Below are 18,914 nucleotides of genomic sequence, written 5' to 3'. Positions count from 1 at the left end.
AATCTTAGCCGATGAAGGCTCCTGTTTTTGTGAATAAGTTAATTATTTTCCGGAAGGTGAAGACATCATGAATACAGTCAGAGCGGTATTATTCGGAGCGGGCCAGCGCGGCATGCATTCATACGCTACCTACGCGCTTGAGCATCCGGAGGAGCTCCAATTCGTCGGCATCTGCGAACCGAACGATAAGATCAGAGAGAATTTCCGTCTTCTTCACGGTATTGCTCCGGAGATGAGCTTCGAGACCTGGGAGCATTTCTTCGACAGAGGATATGACGCGGGCGTAGATGCCGTATTTATTTGCACGCAGGATGACATGCATTTCGAGCCGGCAGTGAAGGCATTGGAGTTAGGTTACCACGTGCAGCTGGAGAAGCCGATGTCGAATTCGCCGGACAAATGTTTTGTCCTAGGGGAAATCGCAAAGCAGCATAAAAAAGTATTTACCATTTGCCATGTTCTTCGGTATACCGATTTCTTCGGGACGATCAAAGGGTTGCTCGATGAGGGCAAAATCGGCCAATTGATCTCTATTCAGCACAATGAGAATGTCGCATATTGGCATCAGGCTCATAGTTATGTTCGAGGCAATTGGCGCAATTCCGAAATGTCCAGTCCGATGATTCTCGCGAAGAGCTCTCATGATCTCGACATTCTGTTGTGGCTTGCCGGCTCGGATTGCACGAAGCTATCCTCATTCGGCGGCTTGACCCATTTCAAGGCGGAGAATGCGCCTCCAGGTGCAACCAAGCGGTGCCTGGATGGGTGTGCAGTCGCGGATACCTGCCCCTATTTTGCACCTAAAATCTATATCGATTGGAAGGACAGCTGGCAAGGGTCCGTCTTACGGGCGGTTGTCTGCCGAGAAGACAGCGACGAAGCGGTTATGAAGGCACTGGAGACAGGACCGTACGGGCGCTGCGTCTACCATTGCGATAATAACGTCGTCGATCACCAGGTCGTAAATATGGAATTCGCCAATGAAGTAACGGCCAGCTTTACGATGTGCGCCTTTACAAAGAACGAGAGCCGCACGTTGAAGCTGATGGGAACCAAAGGCGAGCTACGTGCCAATATGGAGAAGAACGAGATCGAGCTGTCATGGTTCGGCGTAAACGAAACCGAGACGATTGTCATCGATGCGGCGGCTAAAGGGCATGGCGGTGGAGACCATGGTATCGTTCGCGACTTTGTCCGGCAGATCCGAGAAGGCTCGCAGCAACAAAGCCTAACCGCCGCGCATAACTCTGTGCAAAGTCATCTCATGGCATTCGCCGCCGAGCAATCGAGATTAACAAACAGCGTCGTAATCATGGAGGATTATCGGGAAAAATTGCGATCGGAGACAGTAAGGCAGCCGGTATAATAAATTAAAAAAATCCTGATCATCAATCTTCTTGATGGTCAGGATTTCTTATGTTGTTGAGGCGGGTTATTTGCCTGCAAGCTTGTTCTCTTTCGTTTCGAATATCTCCACTGCGCGGTCAGCGCCGTATAGTTCATTCAGATGCTGCACATGCGCCATTCCCCAATTGCCGATCGCTTGCAGCAAAGGCGTCATTTTAGCACCGTATTCGGTAATGGAATATTCGACTTTCGGCGGGATCTGGCGATAAACCTCGCGGTGAACGATATCATGATACTCCAGTTCCCGCAGCTGCGAGGTGAGCATTTTTTTGGAGATATCGGGCATGGCGCGCTGGAGCTCACTGAACCTCATCGTCCCGTTACCGAACAGATGGAAGAGAATAACGGGTTTCCATTTGCCAACTAAAATTTCTAACGCGGTTTCGATTTTACACCCACCGTCGTTCATCATCGTTCATTCCTCCAGTGTTTATCTATGGTTACTTTTTGGATACTAGGTTATTTGAATATGTCTACTTCCTAAAATCATGTCTAGATTATATTATAAGCCTATAACTATCTTCATTCAAGGTGACATTAGGAGGTTCATAATATGTTATCACCAGTATTTCTGGCGCATGGTTCGCCGTTTACGATTTTTGAGAAATCGGAATTTACGGCTTTCTTGAATCGCTTCGGCAAATCCGTCCGTCCCAAAGCGATCGTTATCTTCTCTGCGCATTTCGAGAGCCCCATCACAACAATCGCGGCCACGGATGACATTCATGAGATGGAATACGATTATTACGGTTTTCCGCCCGAATACTATCAGGTTCAATATCCGGCGAGAGGCTCGGCGATTGTCGCATCGATCGTGGAAGAGCGGCTGCGCAAGCATAACATTCCGGTTCAGCGTAAGTACCGGGGGCTGGATCACGGGGTATTTCCGATTATGCGGCATGCTTATCCGGAGGCCGATATCCCCATTGTCCCTGTTTCCGTGAATGCGTTCCTGCCGGCTAGGCAGCAGATCGCGATTGGGGAAGCGCTGCAGGGCCTTGAAAAGGACGGCATACTCGTGATCGGCAGCGGCTTCTTGACGCACAACTTCAATGAGTTCGATCGGAACATCGATGCACCGCCTCGTGCCTGGGCCGTGGAATTCACAGCTTGGATTACGGAGAAGGTTCTCGCCAGAGACATCGAGGCGCTTAGCAACTATGAAACGTTAGCGCCGCATGCGAAGAAGGCCGTACCTCGCGCCGAACATTTCGTCCCATTGCTCATCGCGCTGGGAAGCGGAACCCCGGGACATGAAGCTCGTGTTCTGTACGATGAGCCAATCAAGTACGGCTCCATGAGTAATCTCAGCTATCAGTTCTAGAGCCGTGCCCACTCGTTGATAAGACAGGCGGCACGGTTTGTTAGGAAACCCAACGTTATTTATTGCGTTGGGTTTCTTTTTCGTTGGACGCCTGTTGGTACCGAGTAAATAAACTTTAACGGTTGTCAGCGTGGCTATTTGGTGCAAAATGGTTGATTTCGATCGGAAAATGTCCGAATAAGCTCTATGGCAACCGTTAGAAAAATAAAACGAGCTTACATGGCCAAATAACCTCTGTCACAACTGTTACAGTCGGAAGATGGCTCATATGCCATTTTGAAACCGTGGGTTTCTTGACACTTTGGAATAGTGCCTACTCGTCAATAGGACAGGAGGGCACCCTTTAATAATTGATTGCCAGCTTAAACATTATAATGTTTGTTGACGCTAAATCGGTTTCCCTGTAGATTAAACATTATAACGTTATAATTTACATTTAATTGGCTAGTTGTTTAGCAATATAAAAGGTGGCTTATGATGACGGATCGTTTGGTTTTGAGCGGGGCAACACTCATAGACGGTCGGCAGGTTGATATTGTAGTCGATGCCGGCATCATAGCAGCAATAACTTCAGCGGGGGCAAACGGCGCCTCCGCTGTCGGCCGAGTGATCGATTGTTCCGGTTTGTATGTATCGAGCGGTTGGATCGACCTTCATGTTCATGCGTTTCCGGAGCTTGATCCCTATGGCGATGAAATGGACGAGATAGGCGTGAAGCAGGGCGTTGCGGTGATCGTGGACGCAGGCAGCTGCGGCGCGGATCGAATCGGCGAGTTGGCGGCAAGCCGCGAGAAAGCGATGACGACGATGTTCGCGCTGCTGAACGTATCGAAGATCGGTTTGCAGCGGATCGATGAATTGTCCGATCTGGCTTGGCTCGATAGAGATGCCGCATTGCAAGCGGTTCAAGCTTATCCGGACTTCATCGTCGGCTGGAAGGCCAGAATGAGCGGCAGCGTCGTTCGCGATAGCGGCATCCGACCTCTGCATATCGCGAAGGAGCTGTCTGAAGAAACCGGCTTGCCGTTGATGGTCCATATCGGGTCCGCTCCGCCGAGAATCGAAGACATACTTCCGCTGCTCGCGAGAAAGGATGTCGTCACGCACTATTTGAACGGGAAAAGCAATAATTTGTTCCGCGAGGAAGGCAGTCCGATTCCGGAGCTGGGTGAGGCTATCGCCAGAGGCGTTCATATGGATGTCGGACACGGTACGGCCAGCTTCTCCTTCAAGGTGGCAGAGGCGGCGAAGCGAAACGGCATTCGCTTCCATACAATCAGCTCGGACATTTATCGCGCGAATCGGCAGCACGGTCCCGTTTATAGCTTGGCGCATGTCATGTCAAAGTTTCTGTGTTTGGGTTATTCGCTAAGTGAAGTAATCGAAGCCGTGACGGCGAATGCGGCAGAATGGCTGGGAAAACCGGAGCTGGGCCGCATTCGAGCAGGCGACAGGGCGAATCTGACTTTGTTCTCGGTTAAAGAAGAGCGTGCCTTGTTCTTCGATTCCGAGGGAGAAACGCGCGAAGGCGAAAATCAAATTATAGCTAGGGGAGTTTGTGCGAATGGGCGATTCATTGAGTGCTAAATACGGGTTGAAACGCGTCATCAACGCCAGCGGACGAATGAGTATTCTCGGTGTGTCCGCGCCTTCCGACACGGTCATGGAAGCGATGAAGCTGGGCGGACAACGCTACGTGGAAATCGCCGATCTGGCGAATAAGGCAGGCGACCATATTGCCGATATGCTCGGCTCCGAAGCGGCGGTAGTCGTCAACTCGGCATCAAGCGGCATTGCATTGTCCGTTGCCGGTATCGTGACGCAAGGGAATCGGCGCCTGAGTGAACGGCTTCATCAAGAGCCGATCGCCAAGAACGAGATCATTATTCTCAAAGGACATAATGTCCAGTACGGTGCACCTGTCGAGACGATGGTATTTCTGGGCGGAGGCAAGCTCGTTGAAGTCGGTTATGCAAACGAAGGCAAAGCCGAGCATATCGAGGATGCCATCACCGAGCGCACAGCTGCGATCTTGTATGTGAAGTCCCATCATGCGGTTCAGAAGAACATGATTAGCGTGGAAGAAGCATGGGAAGTGGCGCAGCGCAATAGCGTTCCGCTAATTGTGGATGCGGCTGCGGAAGAGAATGTCCGCAAATTCGTGAAGTTCTCGGACCTCGCGATATATAGCGGCTCCAAGGCGATTGAAGGGCCGACCTCAGGTATCGTCGGAGGCAAACGGACTTACATTGAGATGGTTAAAGTACAGCTGCATGGGATTGGCCGCAGCATGAAGGTCGGCAAGGAAACGACATTCGGGCTGCTCCAAGCGCTTGAGGAATATATGGACAGGAAGGATAACAGTGAGCAGGAGAAGGAAGCGCTGCACAAGCTGATGCCGCTGAATGAACAGCCGGGTATTAAAGTGACGATCGTTCAAGATGAAGCGGGCCGCGCGATATTCCGGGCACGCATTCAGATTGATCCGGCGCTATCCGGCACGACGGCAAAAGCAGTCGTCGCGGGATTGCAAGGTGGCGACATCGCCGTCTATACACGTGATTATGGCGTGAAGCAAGGCTATTTCGATATCGATCCGCGTCCGCTGCTGGGGGACGACATGGATGTCATTGCGAGTAGAATACGTACGCTTACGGGAGGCAACTAACTTGTCCAACATGTCGAAACGATTGTATCAAGGACGCGCAGCCCTTAATGTGCTGGCGAACAGCGCAGAGAATGCGAAGGAAGTGTTCGATGCCGCGGAAGGCCATGTGCTTGTCGGTGTCCTCTCGAAGGACTACCCGACGGTTGAAGCAGCCGTTGCCGCGATGAAGCAATATGGGGAAGCGATCGATGACGCGGTCTCGATCGGACTCGGTGCCGGGGACAATCGGCAGGCAGCGGTTGTCGCGCAGATCGCAAAGCATTACCCGGGGACACATATTAATCAGGTTTTCCCGGCAGTTGGCGCTACAAGAGCGAATTTGGGAGAGCGAGACAGTTGGATCAACAGCCTTGTTTCGCCTACGGGCCAAGTCGGCTACGTGAATATTTCGACGGGTCCATTCAGCGCGTCAGAAGCTGAGCCGGCCATTGTACCCGTGAAGTCGGCGATCGCGCTCGTTCGTGATATGGGCGGCAATGCGCTTAAATATTTTCCGATGAATGGCTTGAAATGCGAGGATGAGCTGCGAGCTGTTGCCAAGGCTTGCGGAGATGAAGGGTTCGCTCTTGAACCGACCGGCGGCATCGATAAGGATAATTTCGAACCTATTCTGCGCATTGCATTAGAAGCAGGCGTACCGCAAGTCATTCCGCATGTCTATTCCTCGATCGTCGACAAAACAACCGGCAAGACTAATGCTGAGGACGTACGCAAGCTGCTCGAGATCATGAAGAGGTTGGTTGATCGCCATGGTTAATCGCTCGCGCGTCGCCGCTTTCGGAGAAGTCATGATGCGTCTGCAAGTGCCGGGGTATGAATTGTTAACCCAAGCGGACAGCCTGCGCTATTCATTCTCCGGTACAGGCGTGAACATTGCCTCGGCGCTCGCGCGTTTCGGGCATGAAGGCATCCTTATATCGCGGCTGCCGGACAACGCACTCGGAGAAGCGGCCGCGGCGAATCTGCGGAAGCTGGGCATCTCCATGGAATACGTTAGCCGCGGCGGTAATTACATAGGCATGTATTTCCTCGAGAACGGGTTCGGTGCGAGACCTGGCCGCGTCACGTATTCCAATCGGCAGGAGAGCAGCTTTAACACGGCCCCATCGGCTGCTTACGATTATGAAGCCATCGCCGCCGGAGTCGATCTCGTTCATTTCTGCGGGATTACGCTGGCTATGAGCGATGGCGTGAGGCAGCATATGTTTAAGCTTGCTGAAGCCATGAAGAGGAACGGCGGCATGGTCGTCTTCGACTGCAATTACAGACCGGCCCATTGGGGAGATGGCGGATACGCGAAAGCGAAACCCCATTACGAGCAGATGCTTCAGCTTTCGGACATCGTGATGATGAATGAGCGTGACATGATCCATATTCTCGGCATGTCGACGGATAAGACGGATCGACTGGAGCAGTTGACGGAGCTGCTGCCGCAGGTCGCTCAGCGATTCGCAGGCATATCCGTAATCGCGGGCACGCATCGTACCATTAATGGAGACAACACGCATTCTCTGCGCGGGTTTATGTATAAGAATGGTGCATTGTCGGTTGCTCCCGAGCCGCTCACTTTCGCAGTCTACGATCGGATTGGGGCGGGAGACGCATTCGCCGGCGGTATCATTCACGGCGAGCTCTCCGCCTTCGAACCGGAGCGAACGGTTCGCTTCGCGGCCGCTGCGGCGATGCTCGCTCACACGGTCGCTGGAGATACGCCGATGTCGACGGAGCGCGAGATTGAGCGTGCGATGGCGGAGCTTGCGAACGGAGACGTGATCCGCTAATGAAACTAACGCGAAGCAAGAAGCCGTTGTACGCACAAATTGCGAACATCGTAAAGGACCGGATAGTACACGGCGTCTATCCGGTTGGGACGAACATCCCATCGGAGCCTCAGCTTGAGCAAGAGTTCCAGGTCAGCAAAGTTACGGTTCGCAATGCGATTAAGGAGCTGGCGCAGGACGGTTACGTGGAGACGGGCAGCGGCAAAGGTACGAAAGTGATTCGCAATACGTCTGCTTCCAAGCTGTCCAAGTTGAAGCGGTTCACGGAGGTACTGGTCGAGGATGGACATCAGATTAGCAAACAGCTGCTCGGCGCTGAGCATGTCATCAACGACGAAGGGACGACCGCATACCAACTGTTCGGCGAGCGATGCTTGCGCGTTGAGCGCCTGTACCGGCTGGACGGGGAACCTTACATCCATTACACGCATTATCTGTCGTGCCGAGCCGCGAGCATGGAGCTGTCTGACCTCGGTGCACAGTCGCTATACGATTTGCTGGAAGAACAGAGCATTACAATCAGCAAGTACCGCGATGAATTTTCCGCAGCTGCGGCGGCACCTGCCTCCGTCTTGGCGGCGCTTCACATCGAGGCGGGAACGCCGTTGCTCAAACGGTCGCGTTATGCGTACGACGAGAGCGGACAATTGATCGAATACAGTGAAGGTTACTACCACACCGAACGACATCACTACGTCGTCAATTACGACGTGTAAACGTGAAAGTCCTGAACAATCCACTTGTTCAGGATTTTTTGCTATCTATTCGCAACGGGAACTTTTCGAAGTACTCGATAAACCGAGCAGCCGTTATGGATAGCGGCATGTTGCGCATAATCATGATCCCCACTTGGGATGGCGGCAGCTGCACGTCGAGCTTAATTTCGAAGAGGGAGCCTTCCTCGAGCTCCTTTTTCACAAATTCTCTTGTGACGTAAGAAATGCCAAGTCCGCGCTTCGCAAACTCGATCAGAAGATCCACGCTGCCAACTTCGATTTCAGGCTTAAGGGTGTAGCCGTAGTTTTGGAACAACTCCGTGATCGCCATTCGTGCCCGACTGTTGCGCGAGAACAGAATGAGATGATGCTGGAGCAGCATCTCCAATGAAAGAACGGTCTCCTTCAGTTCGGCATAACGAGCCCCCGCAACAAAACAATCCTGCAGCTGAATACTCTCCCGCACCTCAAGCTGAGGATCAACGATCGGCATCCGCACAACGCCCAAATCTATTTTGCCTTCTTTAAGAAAAGATATAACCTCAGGCGTCGTTCCATGGTTGAGATGAAGCCGGATACCGGAATGTTTGCGATTGAAGTCCTCCAAATACGGAAGCATATAGTGCTTAAACAGGGAATCACTGCCGCCAATGCGGAGTTCGCCGCTGTCAAGATTTTTAAGTGCGGCCATTTTCTCTTCAGCCAGTGAGATCAAGATATGGGACTGTTCGATATAGGAATAAAGCAAATTGCCTTCCTGCGTAAGCGCAACCCCTTTGGAATTTCTGTAAAACAGCGTGATCCCAAAGCTGTCTTCCAGCTGTTTGATGGCATGACTAACGCTAGGCTGGGTAATATAAAGTGCCTTAGCGGCCTGAGTTAAGCTGCCCGTCTTTGCTGCCCAATAGAAAACTTTATATAACTCATAATTGTTGGTCATAGACGTGGTCTATAGCTCCTCTGAAATATATGTATTACTTGTATAGATGCAATTCGTATTATAGTGGAAGTACAGAAGAGATACCAGCGTTTACTGGAAGGAGTATGGAAAAATGGAACCGACCACGTTTGTACTGTTTGGCGCAACAGGAGACCTAGCGAAACGAAAAATATATCCGGCTTTATATAACTTATTTATCGATGGGAAGCTGCCGGAGGCCTTCACATTAATTGGTCTTGGCCGAAGAGAGCTGACTAACGAAACTTTCCGTTCGAATGTCGAGCAGTCGCTTCGAACGTATTCAAGACGTGAAGTTCAAGATCCGGCTGGGCTGGAACGTTTTCTGCAGGCATTCCGCTACAATGTGCTGGATGTAGGCCGAATCGAGGATTACCTGAAGCTGCTGCAGGTGATTGAGCAGCGGGAACAGGAGCTTCGCATTACGAAACCGAATCGCATGTTTTATTTGTCGGTGGGACCTGAGCATTTCGAAACCATTGCCGCTAATATCCAGGCTAGCGGGCTTGGCTCTGCTCAGAAGCGTCTCGTGATCGAGAAGCCTTTCGGCTATGATTTGCAATCCGCACGGGATTTAAATCAGAAATTGAGCAAAGCTTTCTCCGAAGAAGAAATTTTCCGTATTGATCATTATCTCGGCAAGCCGATGGTGCAGAAGCTTGAAATTCTGCAGCAGTCGAACCCGGTTCTTCAGGCATTATGGACCAATCGCTACATTGCGAATGTGCAAATTACAGCCAATGAAACGGTCGGCGTGGAGGAAAGAGCAGGTTATTACGATCATGTAGGCGCTGTGCGCGACATGTTCCAGAACCATATGCTGCAGCTTCTGATGATGCTGGCAAGCCATCTTCCTAATCATAGCGACTCGGAAATGGTCCGTTTCAAGAAGAAGAAGGTCATGGAAGCACTCGAGCCGGTGCAGAAACAGGAAATCAGCGCGAGTATTATCCGCGGACAGTACAAAGCCGGAACGATTCAAGGGAAGCCTGTTGCCGGTTACCTAGATGAGCCTGGCATTGCCAGCACATCCATGAATGATACGTTCATTGCGGCTCGATTGCAGATCGATGATTACTTCTGGCGCGGCGTTCCTTTCTATATAAGAACAGGCAAACGAATGAAAGAGAAATCGACTCGGATTGTTATTGAGTTCAAGGAGCCGTTGAAGGAGACGTCCAAGGATGCCCAGGCGCAGGACCATACTCAAGCGCCGAATCTTCTGGTGTTTGAGATTAGTCCTGACGAAGGCATTATGCTGCAGCTAAACACAAGAGACCCGAAGCATAAAGGGGAGTTCAAGCCGATTCATATCGACTTTCATGAAAGCCATGAAGATACTCCGGAAGCCTATGAGAACTTGATCCATGATGCCTTGAACGGGGATCCTAAATTCTTCGCGCATTGGGACGAAGTAGAGCTGTCCTGGCAATGGGTGCAGCCGATCTTGGACGCGTTCCAAGCGAACACGGTTCCGCTTTATCCTTACGAAGCGGGCACTTACGGACCGGCCGCATCCGATGCGTTATTGGCAGAGGATGGGTACCACTGGTGGTTCGATGAACATGCAGAGAATGTGAAAGTGAATGAAACACAGGAAGAGGAAGGGGAACACTATGCTTACATCACAAACAATTGAACAACTCGCCATCGATACCATTCGTACCTTATCCATTGACGCGATCAACAGCGCCAATTCCGGTCATCCGGGATTGCCGATGGGCGCTGCTCCGATGGCCTATGCGCTATGGTCCAAATCGTTAAATCATAATCCAAGCCATGCCAAATGGTTTAACCGCGATCGTTTCGTATTATCTGCGGGCCACGGCTCCGCCTTGTTATATAGTCTGCTGCATCTGTCCGGCTATCAGGTTTCGATCGATGATCTCAAGCAGTTCCGCAAGCTGAACAGCAAGACGCCGGGGCATCCCGAATACGGCCATACAGATGGCGTTGATGCAACGACAGGACCGCTTGGACAAGGGATTTCGATGGCAGTCGGAATGGCGATGGCTGAAGCGCATCTGGCTTCCAAATATAATCAAGAGGGTTTCCCGGTTGTCGATCATCATACGTATGCACTGGTCGGCGACGGTGATTTAATGGAAGGAATTTCTTATGAGGCCATGTCGATGGCCGGACATATGAAACTGGGCAAGCTAGTCGTATTGTATGATTCCAACGACATTTCCTTGGATGGAGCGTTAAATCTTTCTTTTGGAGAGAATATTCAGAAGAGAGCAGAATCAGCTAATTGGCAGTATATCCGTGTCGAAGACGGCAATGATATTTCACGTATTACTGCGGCTATTGAAGCGGCGAAACAAAATGAAACACAGCCGACACTGATTGAGGTTCGGACCATAATTGGTTACGGCAGTAAAGCAGCGGGTACTAACAAAGTACATGGTAATCCGCTTGGTAAAGAAGAAGCGCAGGCTACGAAGAAAGTATATGGCTGGGAATATGAGGAAGAGTTTACGGTTCCCAAAGACGTTAAAGCTCATTTCGAGCAGCTGAAACGTAACGGTGAAGCCAAAGAAGAAGCATGGAACCAATTGCTTGCTACCTATAAAGCGAAGTTCCCGGCACAAGGACAAGAACTCGAGCAAGTGATTGACGGCTCGGTGCTGATCGATGCAGCAGATATCCTTACATTCGATTCCTCCAAAACGGTATCCACCCGTGTTGCGAGCGGAAACGCGATTAATCATTTTGTGAAAACCGTACCTGCGATCTTCGGCGGCAGTGCGGATCTATCGCATTCGACAATGACAGATATCAACGGAGAGCAAACCTTCGCAGTAGATTCGTACTCAGGACGCAATGTCTACTTTGGCGTACGTGAGCATGCGATGGGCGCAGCCGGCAACGGTATGGCCCTGCATGGCGGCGTGAAACCATTCGTCAGCACCTTCTTCGTCTTCAGCGATTATTTACGCCCGGCAATTCGTCTGGCAGCGCTGCAGAAGCTGCCGTTGACTTACGTATTTACGCATGATTCCATCGCGGTCGGCGAAGACGGCCCAACGCATGAGCCTGTTGAACATCTGGCCGCGCTGCGCACGATTCCGGGGCTGACCGTCATCAGACCGTCCGATGCCAATGAAACGGCAAGTGCATGGGCATACGCGCTTCAACAGCAGGAAGGTCCGGTTGCGCTCATCTTGAGCAGACAGAATCTTCCGATCTATGAAGCGACCAAAGGCAATGTCGATGCGGTTGCTAAAGGGGCTTATGTGCTGACGGAAACGAATGCTCAGCCGGATGTCATTCTGATTGCAACGGGGTCGGAGGTTTCGCTGGCCGTGAACGCCAAGGCGCGGCTTGAGCAAGATAACCTCTCCGTACGCGTAGTTGCCATGCCGAGCAGAGAGCTGTTCGATCGTCAGTCGGCAGACTATAAGGAAAGTATTCTTCCGGCTTCCGTAACGAAGCGGGTTTCCATCGAAGCCGGCATCTCGTTAGGCTGGGAGCGTTACACCGGACTTAGCGGCAAGAATATAGCGATTGATACCTTCGGTGCATCAGGTCCCGGAACGGAAGTGCTGGAGTACTTTGGTTTCTCGACGGATAACGTAGTACGCGTTACGAAAGAATTGCTGAAGTAAGCTGCCCAATTATCTATACAATAACGGAGGTCGTAAACCATGAAATTTTTTATCGATACTGCCAATGTAGAAGATATTAAGAAAGCCTATAAAATCGGCGTCTTGTCCGGTGTCACTACGAATCCTTCCCTGGTTGCCAAAGAAGGCGTGAAATTCGAGGATCGCATTGAAGAAATCCTGCGATTAGTGCCCGAGGTGGAATCCGTTTCGGCTGAAGTCACGCCCGACGCGCTTACGGCCGAGGAAATGATCGCCCAAGCGGACGAACTGATCAAGATCAACAATAACGACCCGAACATTACGATTAAGCTTCCGATGACGCTGGCCGGCTTAGAAGCTTGCCGTTACCTCTCGAAGAAAGGCGTCAAAACGAACGTCACGTTGATTTTCACGGTGAACCAAGCGCTTCTGGCCGCTCGTGCGGGCGCGACTTATGTGTCTCCGTTCCTTGGCCGCTTGGATGATATCTCGGAGGACGGCGTGCAATTGGTCGCGAAGGTCGCGGAGTTGTTCCGTATTCATAACCTGGATGCGCAAATTATCGCTGCATCCGTCCGCCATCCGGACCACGTTACTCGCGTAGCGATGGCAGGCGCTCACATTGCCACCATTCCATTCTCGGTCATCGAGCAAATTTCGAAGCATCCGCTGACGGATCAAGGCATGGAGAAATTCGCCGCCGATTGGAAGAAGACAGCACAGCTGTAATCGTTCGTGAGACCACTCCTCGGAGTGGTCTTTTTTTTCGAACTCATGGTATAGTTAATGCAAAATTAAGACAGGGGACATGGGGGTGACATGACGTGAAACGAAGCACAGCTTCCATAGCCAGGCTATGGCCCAAAACATTACGAAACCGGTTGTTCGTCATACTCGGCCTCAATGCGCTTATTCCGCTTCTGCTCGTCATTTTCATTTCCTATAAAAGCGTGTATCCGCTGCTGGACCAGCGAATCCGCACCGGCATACAGAGCAACCTCAACCTCTACCAGCTGTCGCTCGAGAACACGCTAGTCAGCTTGAATAATGTTTCGCAAATCCTTGCCTTCGATGGACGGATCGGAAAGAAGCTAAGTTTATTCCTCAGTGAGAAGGATCTCTATACGAAGACGCAAATAAACAACGATATTTTGCAGGATCTCAATATCATTTCGAGCACGAATCCAACGCTGGGCTTGTTTTTCTATTATTTTAAAGACAATCAGAACATCCTGTATCAGAACTTCTCCGTCAATAAGCAGTTCGCGCTGGAGAAGCTTCCGCGATTAGTTGAGTTAAACGGCATTACCTATTATGGGCCGCATCGAACCAATCGGGAGTTTAGTGATGTGCAAGTGCTGTCCGTGGCTCGCAAGATTGTCCTGCCCGATCGCGAGGATGTCTATGTTTATTTGGAAACAGGGTATAATATTTGGAACAAAATTTATCAAACCGGCCGCAAACAGAACATGAATGACTTTCATCTTATCGTCGACCAGCAAAACAGGATTACATACAGTGAAAATCCGGCGGATTTCCCGATTGGAACCGTTCTGAAGTACGACCCTACCGGCTCAAAAAAGGAATCGAACGGCTACTATGTGTTCGACACCCAAAGCAATCAAGGCTGGAAGGCGATTGATCTGATTTCCAAAGCCACCTACCATAAGGAAATTAAGAACTGGTTTGAGCAGCTCGTCGTTATTTTATTTTTATCTCTCCTGCTAGGGTCCTTGTTCGCTTGGCTGATCTGGCGAATGGTTTATGTACCGCTCAAGAAAGTAAACCGGGATATGCGGCTTATCGAGCACAGTGATTTCGACACGCCGCTATCGGAGTTTGCGATTGTAGAGTTTGACAGCATGATGAAGCACTTCGATGTGATGCGCCATAGGGTTAAGGAATTGCTGGAGGAAAATGCGGCGAAAGAAAAGCGCCGAGCCGATTTCGAGGTGGAGAAGCTGCTTTATCAAATTAACCCGCATTTCATTCACAATACGCTCGATACGATTCAGTGGCTGGCTCGGTTGAAAGGGCAAGAGGATATTGACACGGTCGCTACTTCGCTGAATAAATTGCTATATTACAACCTTGGCAAGAAAGGGCCTCATTCCACCATTGCCGAGGAATTGGAGGCGCTTCGCGATTACTTGGCGCTGCAGAAGATTCGATATGACTTTGACTTTAGCGTGAATATTCATGCCACCGAAGAGCTGCACTGCTGCCTTGTACCGCGCTTTATATTGCAGCCGCTCGTAGAGAACTCTTTATACCACGGTCATTTTGACGATAAGAATGGTTTAATTGACGTGACGGTGGAACCGGATGGTGCGGATTACATGATCATCCAAATTCGTGACAACGGCCGCGGCATGACGCCGGAGACCATTGCGCGGCTGCTGGAGAAGCAATCCGATGAACAGAACCGAATCGGATTGGGAATTGGCGTTTATTATGTGAAGCGGGTCTTCGACTCTCAGTACGATGGACATGCTGATTTCAGCATAACAAGCACGATCGGAGAGGGAACTTGCATTTCGCTTCGAATTCCCAGAACGTATGCGATGAAGGATGGTGACACACTGTGATGCGCGTACTTGTTGTCGACGACGATCGATTGGCGAGAACCGGATTAATAACCTTGTTACCATGGAGTCAGTTCGGATTAAAGGTTATCGGCGAGGCGAGCAATGGCGAGAAGGCGCTGGAGTTTCTTCAGGCCCATGAAGTCGATCTGCTTATCACCGATTTGGCGATGCCGGTTCTCTCGGGTATTGATCTCATGCGCAGCGTTCGTGAGCTCTATCCGAATATGTTCATCGTCGTCTTGTCCTACCATCAAGATTTCGAGCTGGTGCAGGAAGCGCTCCGCCTTGGCGCTATCGATTATATTGCCAAGATCCAATTGGAGAAGGTGAAGCTGGAGGAGGTATTGGAGCGCATTACGAAGCGGATTGCGTTCGAGCTGAAGCAAAGAATCACCCCTTCGACTTCGGCTGCCGGTTCGGAACAGTCAGCGGTGGAGCTCCCTATGGAGCAAGAGGAACAGGACAAGCTGACAAACGTCTTGCTTCATATCGAGTGGTTGAAGGAGGATGCCGCGTATCGAAAACTCTTGGAAGCGCTGAAGCCGAGCAGGGTAAAACTCGAACCTTTACTGGAGGCCAGAGCTAAACTGCAGGAGAAGCTGAAACCGATTCAGACGAACTCGGCAAATGGGTCAGCTTCCATTTCTACGCTTGACCAGCTGCTTCTGGAGATGGCCTCCTTACGCGAGTGGTTCCAAGGCGAACAGCGACTTGGGCAATATTCGATTGAGATGATTGAGGCCATACTGAAAGCCGCGCATTATATTCGGGAGCATTTAGGCGAGGATCTTCACTTGGACGAGGTGGCACGAGAGGTTGGCGTAAGCCGCAGTTATTTTAGCGAATGCTTCAAGGACATTACGACGACTTCCTTCCAATCGTACTTGCGGGATGTGCGAATGAGTTACGCCCTGAAGCTGCTTGAGGAGACGACACTGCCGATCTATGCGGTATCCCAAAAATCCGGTTATCCGAATGAGAAGTACTTCAGTAAGGTATTTCGGACTCTTTTTCACCTTCTTCCAAGTGAATATCGCGCAAAAGGTATAAAATCGTCCGATTTCGACAAAAAGGCATTGCAATCCTGAGGATAGAGCGCAAAAGTTCGAATCGAACTGCTACCTGGAAAGGACCGTTTTTGCTCTCGCAAAAGGTCCTTTTTGTTTTACGATGGGTTGTAAAAAGCCAACCGACAGTACAGGGGGATCAAGATGAAAGCACGATTGTATAAATCGGCTGTCGTGTTGACAGTATGTTTGGCAGTGACGGCAGGATGTTCATCGAATACTAACACCTCGAATGCACCCGGTAACACCGCGAATGAAACCAATAAAGCGGCTGCGCCGGCGGATCCGTTCGGTAAATATGCAGAGACGGTTACGATCAACATCGGCAAAGGGATCGATGCAGCTTCGGAGAAGACGCTGCCGGTCGGGGACACGGTGGAGAACAATCAATACACCCGATATACCAAGGACAAACTGAATATCAAGTTTAATCATGTGTGGCAATCCCGAAGCGACGCGAATCTCCAGAAGCTGAAGCTCGCGATCGCGAGCAACGACATTCCGGATGCGATGATCGTGCAATATCCGGATTTGGTGCAGCTGGTAGATGCGGGACTGATTGAGGATATGACGGATATCTATCGGCAATATGCTTCTCCGCAAATCAAGGACATGTATAAATCCGCGGATGAAATCGGGTTAAAGCAGGCAACCTTCGACGGCAAGCTCATGGCGCTTCCAAATTCGCAAACGTTGGCGGATTCGATCTATATGATGTGGATTCGTCAGGATTGGCTGGACAAGCTGGGCTTGCAGCCTCCGAAAACAGTGGATGAAATTGCCGCTGTCGCCAAAGCCTTCATCGATAAGGACGCAAGCGGCAAAGGTACAGTTGGCCTTACCGGAAGCAAGGCGCTATTCGAAATGGATAATGCAATAGGCGAGTTCGATCCCATCTTCGCGGCTTATCATTCTTACCCGCTAAACTGGGTGAAGGACGGCGCGGGCAACATTGTGTTTGGCGGTACTACGCCGGAGACGAAGGAAGCGCTTGGCAAGCTTCGCGAAATGTACGCAGCCGGCTTGATCGATCAAGAATTTGCGCTTCGCAGCGATAATTTGGAGCTGGTGAAGGGAGGCACTTCCGGGATCTTCTTCGCGCCTTGGTGGATGGGTTACGATCCGATCCCGGAATCGATGAGGAATGATCCGTCTGCGGTATGGAAGCCCTATATGGCGCCTCTGGATTCCGAGGGTCAATTCAATACGCATGTGCAATCGCCGACAAGCGCGTTCTTCGTCGTAAGGAAAGGCTTTAGCCACCCGGAAGCGTTGATGAAATATATTAACGTGCAGGTCGCGGCAGAAACCTATGCGGATCCGGATGCGCTGAAGCTCGATCCGGGCGTTGGCTTCCAGAACTGGCCGATGCGCAGTGCAACGACTTATGCGGATAATGTCGAACGGAATTCGAAGGCTCTGAGCGATGTGTTGAATGGAACAGCCGATGTTTCCACCTTGAACAGCAATCAGAAGCCGCTTTATGAGGATTGGCTCGCAACGAGAGACAACCCTGCGGCAGACTTCGGGAAATGGGGGCCGGCTTTCTCTTACGTCGTAGCCGGCCAGCAATTGTTGAAGCCGATGAACAAAGTTTTCAGCTTGTACTATGGACAAACGAAAACGATGGAAACCAAGTGGGACAGCTTGCTGAAGCTGGAAAATGAGGCGTTCACGAGGATTATCATGGGCAGCGCGGATTTGGATTCTTTTGACGAATTCGTAGATAACTTCAACGCCCAAGGCGGCGATGAAATTTCCAAGGAAGTTGCGGCGGCCATAAAAGAATAGCAATCAGGAGAGTAATTAGCGCTGGGGTTACCTGGCGCTATTGTTCTATCAATCGAGGATGGAGGAAGCTTTCATGGACAACTTGTTTGTGCTGCCGAATATGTACAGCGCGATTCGAATACCCGGTATGGAATACTCACGGAATCGGGCCGGGTGGTCCTATCCGAACCATCGCCATCCGTTCTTTGAATTTCTATGCTGCGTGAAGGGAGAAATTCGGCAGTGGGTGAATGGGCAGCAGTATCACCTGTATCCCGGGGATGCCATTCTCATCGGTTCGGACATGTACCATCGAACAGAGGCCGTGACGGATTGCATGTTTTTTGATTTCCACTTTGATGTTGAGCTGCCTGATGTGCATTCTATCTTTCAATCGTCTACCTATCAGTTGTTTCGTCATGCAGAGAATGAAGCTTTAATAAGCCGGATCCAGCTGTTTCTGAAGGAGTTTGGCGTGGATCTTCATCGCATGGGGCAAGAGAACGCGCGGGAGAAGGATGCGGTACAGCGGCCGGAGGCATTTAGGCTTCAGATGGAGAAATCGATTCGGACGCTGAGCATTCATGCCAGCTTGCTCGAGATTGTGGGCATGCTCGCGAATCGGCTTCTGCAGGAAAGCGATGGCGAATTCTCGGATACCGAGGTCACCCCGTCGCAAATCAGGCTTGCCCGCGAGGCAGCTTGCTATATCGAGGAGAATCTCCTTGAGGATATACGTGTGCACCATGTGGCCAAACAGCTGAATGTGCACCGTACGCATCTGCATACCTGCTTCAAGAACGTGTACGGCATTTCACCGAGCGTCTATATAATAAACGCTCGTATTCGGGAAGCGAAGAATCTGCTGATGACGATGAATTGGAGCATGGAAGAGATTGGACAGCATTTGAGGTTCTCCTCTTCGGCCCATTTCAGCCGGGCTTTCCGGGCGATTGTCGGCATGCCTCCGGTGCGGTTTCGGCAGCATGCCAGAGCGAAATAGAAAAAGATCAAAAATCCGGGAAAGGAAGCGCCCCCGGGCCTT

16 protein-coding genes are annotated in these 18,914 nt (G+C 50.9%); 14 read left to right on the top strand and 2 right to left on the bottom strand.

The features are described from left to right. Nucleotides 1-67: 67 nt before the first annotated feature. Nucleotides 68-1,366 carry a Gfo/Idh/MocA family protein gene (locus tag I8J30_RS24265; RefSeq protein WP_210662551.1) on the top strand — a complete coding sequence of 433 codons (1,299 nt, stop codon included), beginning with the start codon at nt 68-70 and terminating at the stop codon, nt 1,364-1,366. 66 nt (nt 1,367-1,432) lie between these two features. On the opposite strand, the gene I8J30_RS24260 is transcribed toward I8J30_RS24265, so the two are convergent. Continuing rightward, on the bottom strand, nt 1,433-1,816 hold the full coding sequence (locus I8J30_RS24260) for a winged helix-turn-helix transcriptional regulator (RefSeq protein ID WP_276316182.1): 384 nt from the start codon (nt 1,814-1,816) through the stop codon (nt 1,433-1,435). Nucleotides 1,817-1,960: 144 nt separating this feature from the next. Here I8J30_RS24260 and I8J30_RS24255 point away from each other — a divergent pair, with 144 nt between their 5' ends. From I8J30_RS24255 to I8J30_RS24230, 6 genes are all read left to right on the top strand, one after another. Beyond that, entirely contained in the window at nt 1,961-2,731 is a 771-nt protein-coding gene (locus I8J30_RS24255; protein ID WP_210662547.1) for a DODA-type extradiol aromatic ring-opening family dioxygenase, read from the top strand. Nucleotides 2,732-3,208: 477 nt separating this feature from the next. Then, nucleotides 3,209-4,318, top strand: a complete 1,110-nt coding sequence (locus I8J30_RS24250; RefSeq protein ID WP_210662546.1) for an amidohydrolase/deacetylase family metallohydrolase — start codon at nt 3,209-3,211, stop codon at nt 4,316-4,318. After that, nucleotides 4,296-5,399: a DgaE family pyridoxal phosphate-dependent ammonia lyase gene (locus I8J30_RS24245; RefSeq protein WP_210662544.1), complete on the top strand. Its 1,104-nt coding sequence runs from the start codon at nt 4,296-4,298 to the stop codon at nt 5,397-5,399. The genes I8J30_RS24250 and I8J30_RS24245 overlap by 23 nt, the downstream gene beginning before the upstream one ends. A gap of 1 nt (nt 5,400) precedes the next feature. Continuing rightward, a complete protein-coding gene (gene dagF / locus I8J30_RS24240; protein ID WP_210662542.1) occupies nt 5,401-6,156 on the top strand; it encodes a 2-dehydro-3-deoxy-phosphogluconate aldolase in 756 nt (251 codons plus the stop codon). After that, the gene (locus I8J30_RS24235; RefSeq protein WP_210662540.1) at nt 6,149-7,180 is read left to right on the top strand and encodes a sugar kinase; all 1,032 of its coding nucleotides are present in this window, start codon (nt 6,149-6,151) and stop codon (nt 7,178-7,180) included. Before dagF ends, I8J30_RS24235 begins: the two co-directional genes overlap by 8 nt. Next, a complete protein-coding gene (locus I8J30_RS24230) occupies nt 7,180-7,896 on the top strand; it encodes a GntR family transcriptional regulator (protein ID WP_210662538.1) in 717 nt (238 codons plus the stop codon). The genes I8J30_RS24235 and I8J30_RS24230 overlap by 1 nt, the downstream gene beginning before the upstream one ends. A gap of 28 nt (nt 7,897-7,924) precedes the next feature. Here I8J30_RS24230 and I8J30_RS24225 read toward each other — a convergent pair whose 3' ends face one another. Continuing rightward, the gene (locus tag I8J30_RS24225) at nt 7,925-8,836 is read right to left on the bottom strand and encodes a LysR family transcriptional regulator (protein WP_210662536.1); all 912 of its coding nucleotides are present in this window, start codon (nt 8,834-8,836) and stop codon (nt 7,925-7,927) included. Between the two features lie 112 nt (nt 8,837-8,948). On the opposite strand from I8J30_RS24225, the gene zwf reads away from it, so the two are divergent. The 7 genes from zwf to I8J30_RS24190 all read left to right on the top strand — a co-directional run bounded on the left by zwf (nt 8,949) and on the right by I8J30_RS24190 (nt 18,872). Then, nucleotides 8,949-10,493: a glucose-6-phosphate dehydrogenase gene (zwf, locus tag I8J30_RS24220; RefSeq protein ID WP_210662534.1), complete on the top strand. Its 1,545-nt coding sequence runs from the start codon at nt 8,949-8,951 to the stop codon at nt 10,491-10,493. Beyond that, nucleotides 10,471-12,465: a transketolase gene (tkt, locus tag I8J30_RS24215; RefSeq protein WP_210662532.1), complete on the top strand. Its 1,995-nt coding sequence runs from the start codon at nt 10,471-10,473 to the stop codon at nt 12,463-12,465. The genes zwf and tkt overlap by 23 nt, the downstream gene beginning before the upstream one ends. Before the next feature lie 39 nt (nt 12,466-12,504). Beyond that, nucleotides 12,505-13,173 carry a fructose-6-phosphate aldolase gene (fsa, locus tag I8J30_RS24210; protein WP_210662530.1) on the top strand — a complete coding sequence of 223 codons (669 nt, stop codon included), beginning with the start codon at nt 12,505-12,507 and terminating at the stop codon, nt 13,171-13,173. Between the two features lie 95 nt (nt 13,174-13,268). Continuing rightward, nucleotides 13,269-15,032, top strand: coding sequence for a sensor histidine kinase (locus I8J30_RS34080; protein ID WP_210662527.1), 1,764 nt, complete (start codon nt 13,269-13,271; stop codon nt 15,030-15,032). Further along, on the top strand, nt 15,032-16,120 hold the full coding sequence (locus tag I8J30_RS24200; RefSeq protein WP_240548355.1) for a response regulator: 1,089 nt from the start codon (nt 15,032-15,034) through the stop codon (nt 16,118-16,120). Before I8J30_RS34080 ends, I8J30_RS24200 begins: the two co-directional genes overlap by 1 nt. 123 nt (nt 16,121-16,243) lie before the next feature. Then, on the top strand, nt 16,244-17,890 hold the full coding sequence (locus I8J30_RS24195; RefSeq protein ID WP_210662523.1) for an extracellular solute-binding protein: 1,647 nt from the start codon (nt 16,244-16,246) through the stop codon (nt 17,888-17,890). A 73-nt stretch (nt 17,891-17,963) separates the two neighbouring features. Then, on the top strand, nt 17,964-18,872 hold the full coding sequence (locus tag I8J30_RS24190; RefSeq protein WP_210662521.1) for an AraC family transcriptional regulator: 909 nt from the start codon (nt 17,964-17,966) through the stop codon (nt 18,870-18,872). Nucleotides 18,873-18,914 lie beyond the last annotated feature (42 nt).

The sequence above is a fragment of the Paenibacillus lignilyticus genome (assembly GCF_017942085.1).
Classification (GTDB): domain Bacteria; phylum Bacillota; class Bacilli; order Paenibacillales; family Paenibacillaceae; genus Paenibacillus_Z; species Paenibacillus_Z lignilyticus.
This window is presented reverse-complemented; position numbering and strand designations above follow the sequence as displayed.

Bases quoted from the DNA above. Each gene is read 5' to 3' on its own strand.
- I8J30_RS24265 (WP_210662551.1), top strand. From the start codon at position 68: ATGAATACAGTCAGAGCGGTATTATTCGGAGCGGGCCAGCGCGGCATG.
- I8J30_RS24260 (WP_276316182.1), bottom strand. From the start codon at position 1,816: ATGAACGACGGTGGGTGTAAAATCGAAACCGCGTTAGAAATTTTAGTT.
- I8J30_RS24255 (WP_210662547.1), top strand. From the start codon at position 1,961: ATGTTATCACCAGTATTTCTGGCGCATGGTTCGCCGTTTACGATTTTT.
- I8J30_RS24250 (WP_210662546.1), top strand. From the start codon at position 3,209: ATGACGGATCGTTTGGTTTTGAGCGGGGCAACACTCATAGACGGTCGG.
- I8J30_RS24245 (WP_210662544.1), top strand. From the start codon at position 4,296: ATGGGCGATTCATTGAGTGCTAAATACGGGTTGAAACGCGTCATCAAC.
- I8J30_RS24235 (WP_210662540.1), top strand. From the start codon at position 6,149: ATGGTTAATCGCTCGCGCGTCGCCGCTTTCGGAGAAGTCATGATGCGT.
- I8J30_RS24230 (WP_210662538.1), top strand. From the start codon at position 7,180: ATGAAACTAACGCGAAGCAAGAAGCCGTTGTACGCACAAATTGCGAAC.
- I8J30_RS24225 (WP_210662536.1), bottom strand. From the start codon at position 8,836: ATGACCAACAATTATGAGTTATATAAAGTTTTCTATTGGGCAGCAAAG.
- zwf (WP_210662534.1), top strand. From the start codon at position 8,949: ATGGAACCGACCACGTTTGTACTGTTTGGCGCAACAGGAGACCTAGCG.
- tkt (WP_210662532.1), top strand. From the start codon at position 10,471: ATGCTTACATCACAAACAATTGAACAACTCGCCATCGATACCATTCGT.
- fsa (WP_210662530.1), top strand. From the start codon at position 12,505: ATGAAATTTTTTATCGATACTGCCAATGTAGAAGATATTAAGAAAGCC.
- I8J30_RS24200 (WP_240548355.1), top strand. From the start codon at position 15,032: ATGCGCGTACTTGTTGTCGACGACGATCGATTGGCGAGAACCGGATTA.
- I8J30_RS24195 (WP_210662523.1), top strand. From the start codon at position 16,244: ATGAAAGCACGATTGTATAAATCGGCTGTCGTGTTGACAGTATGTTTG.
- I8J30_RS24190 (WP_210662521.1), top strand. From the start codon at position 17,964: ATGGACAACTTGTTTGTGCTGCCGAATATGTACAGCGCGATTCGAATA.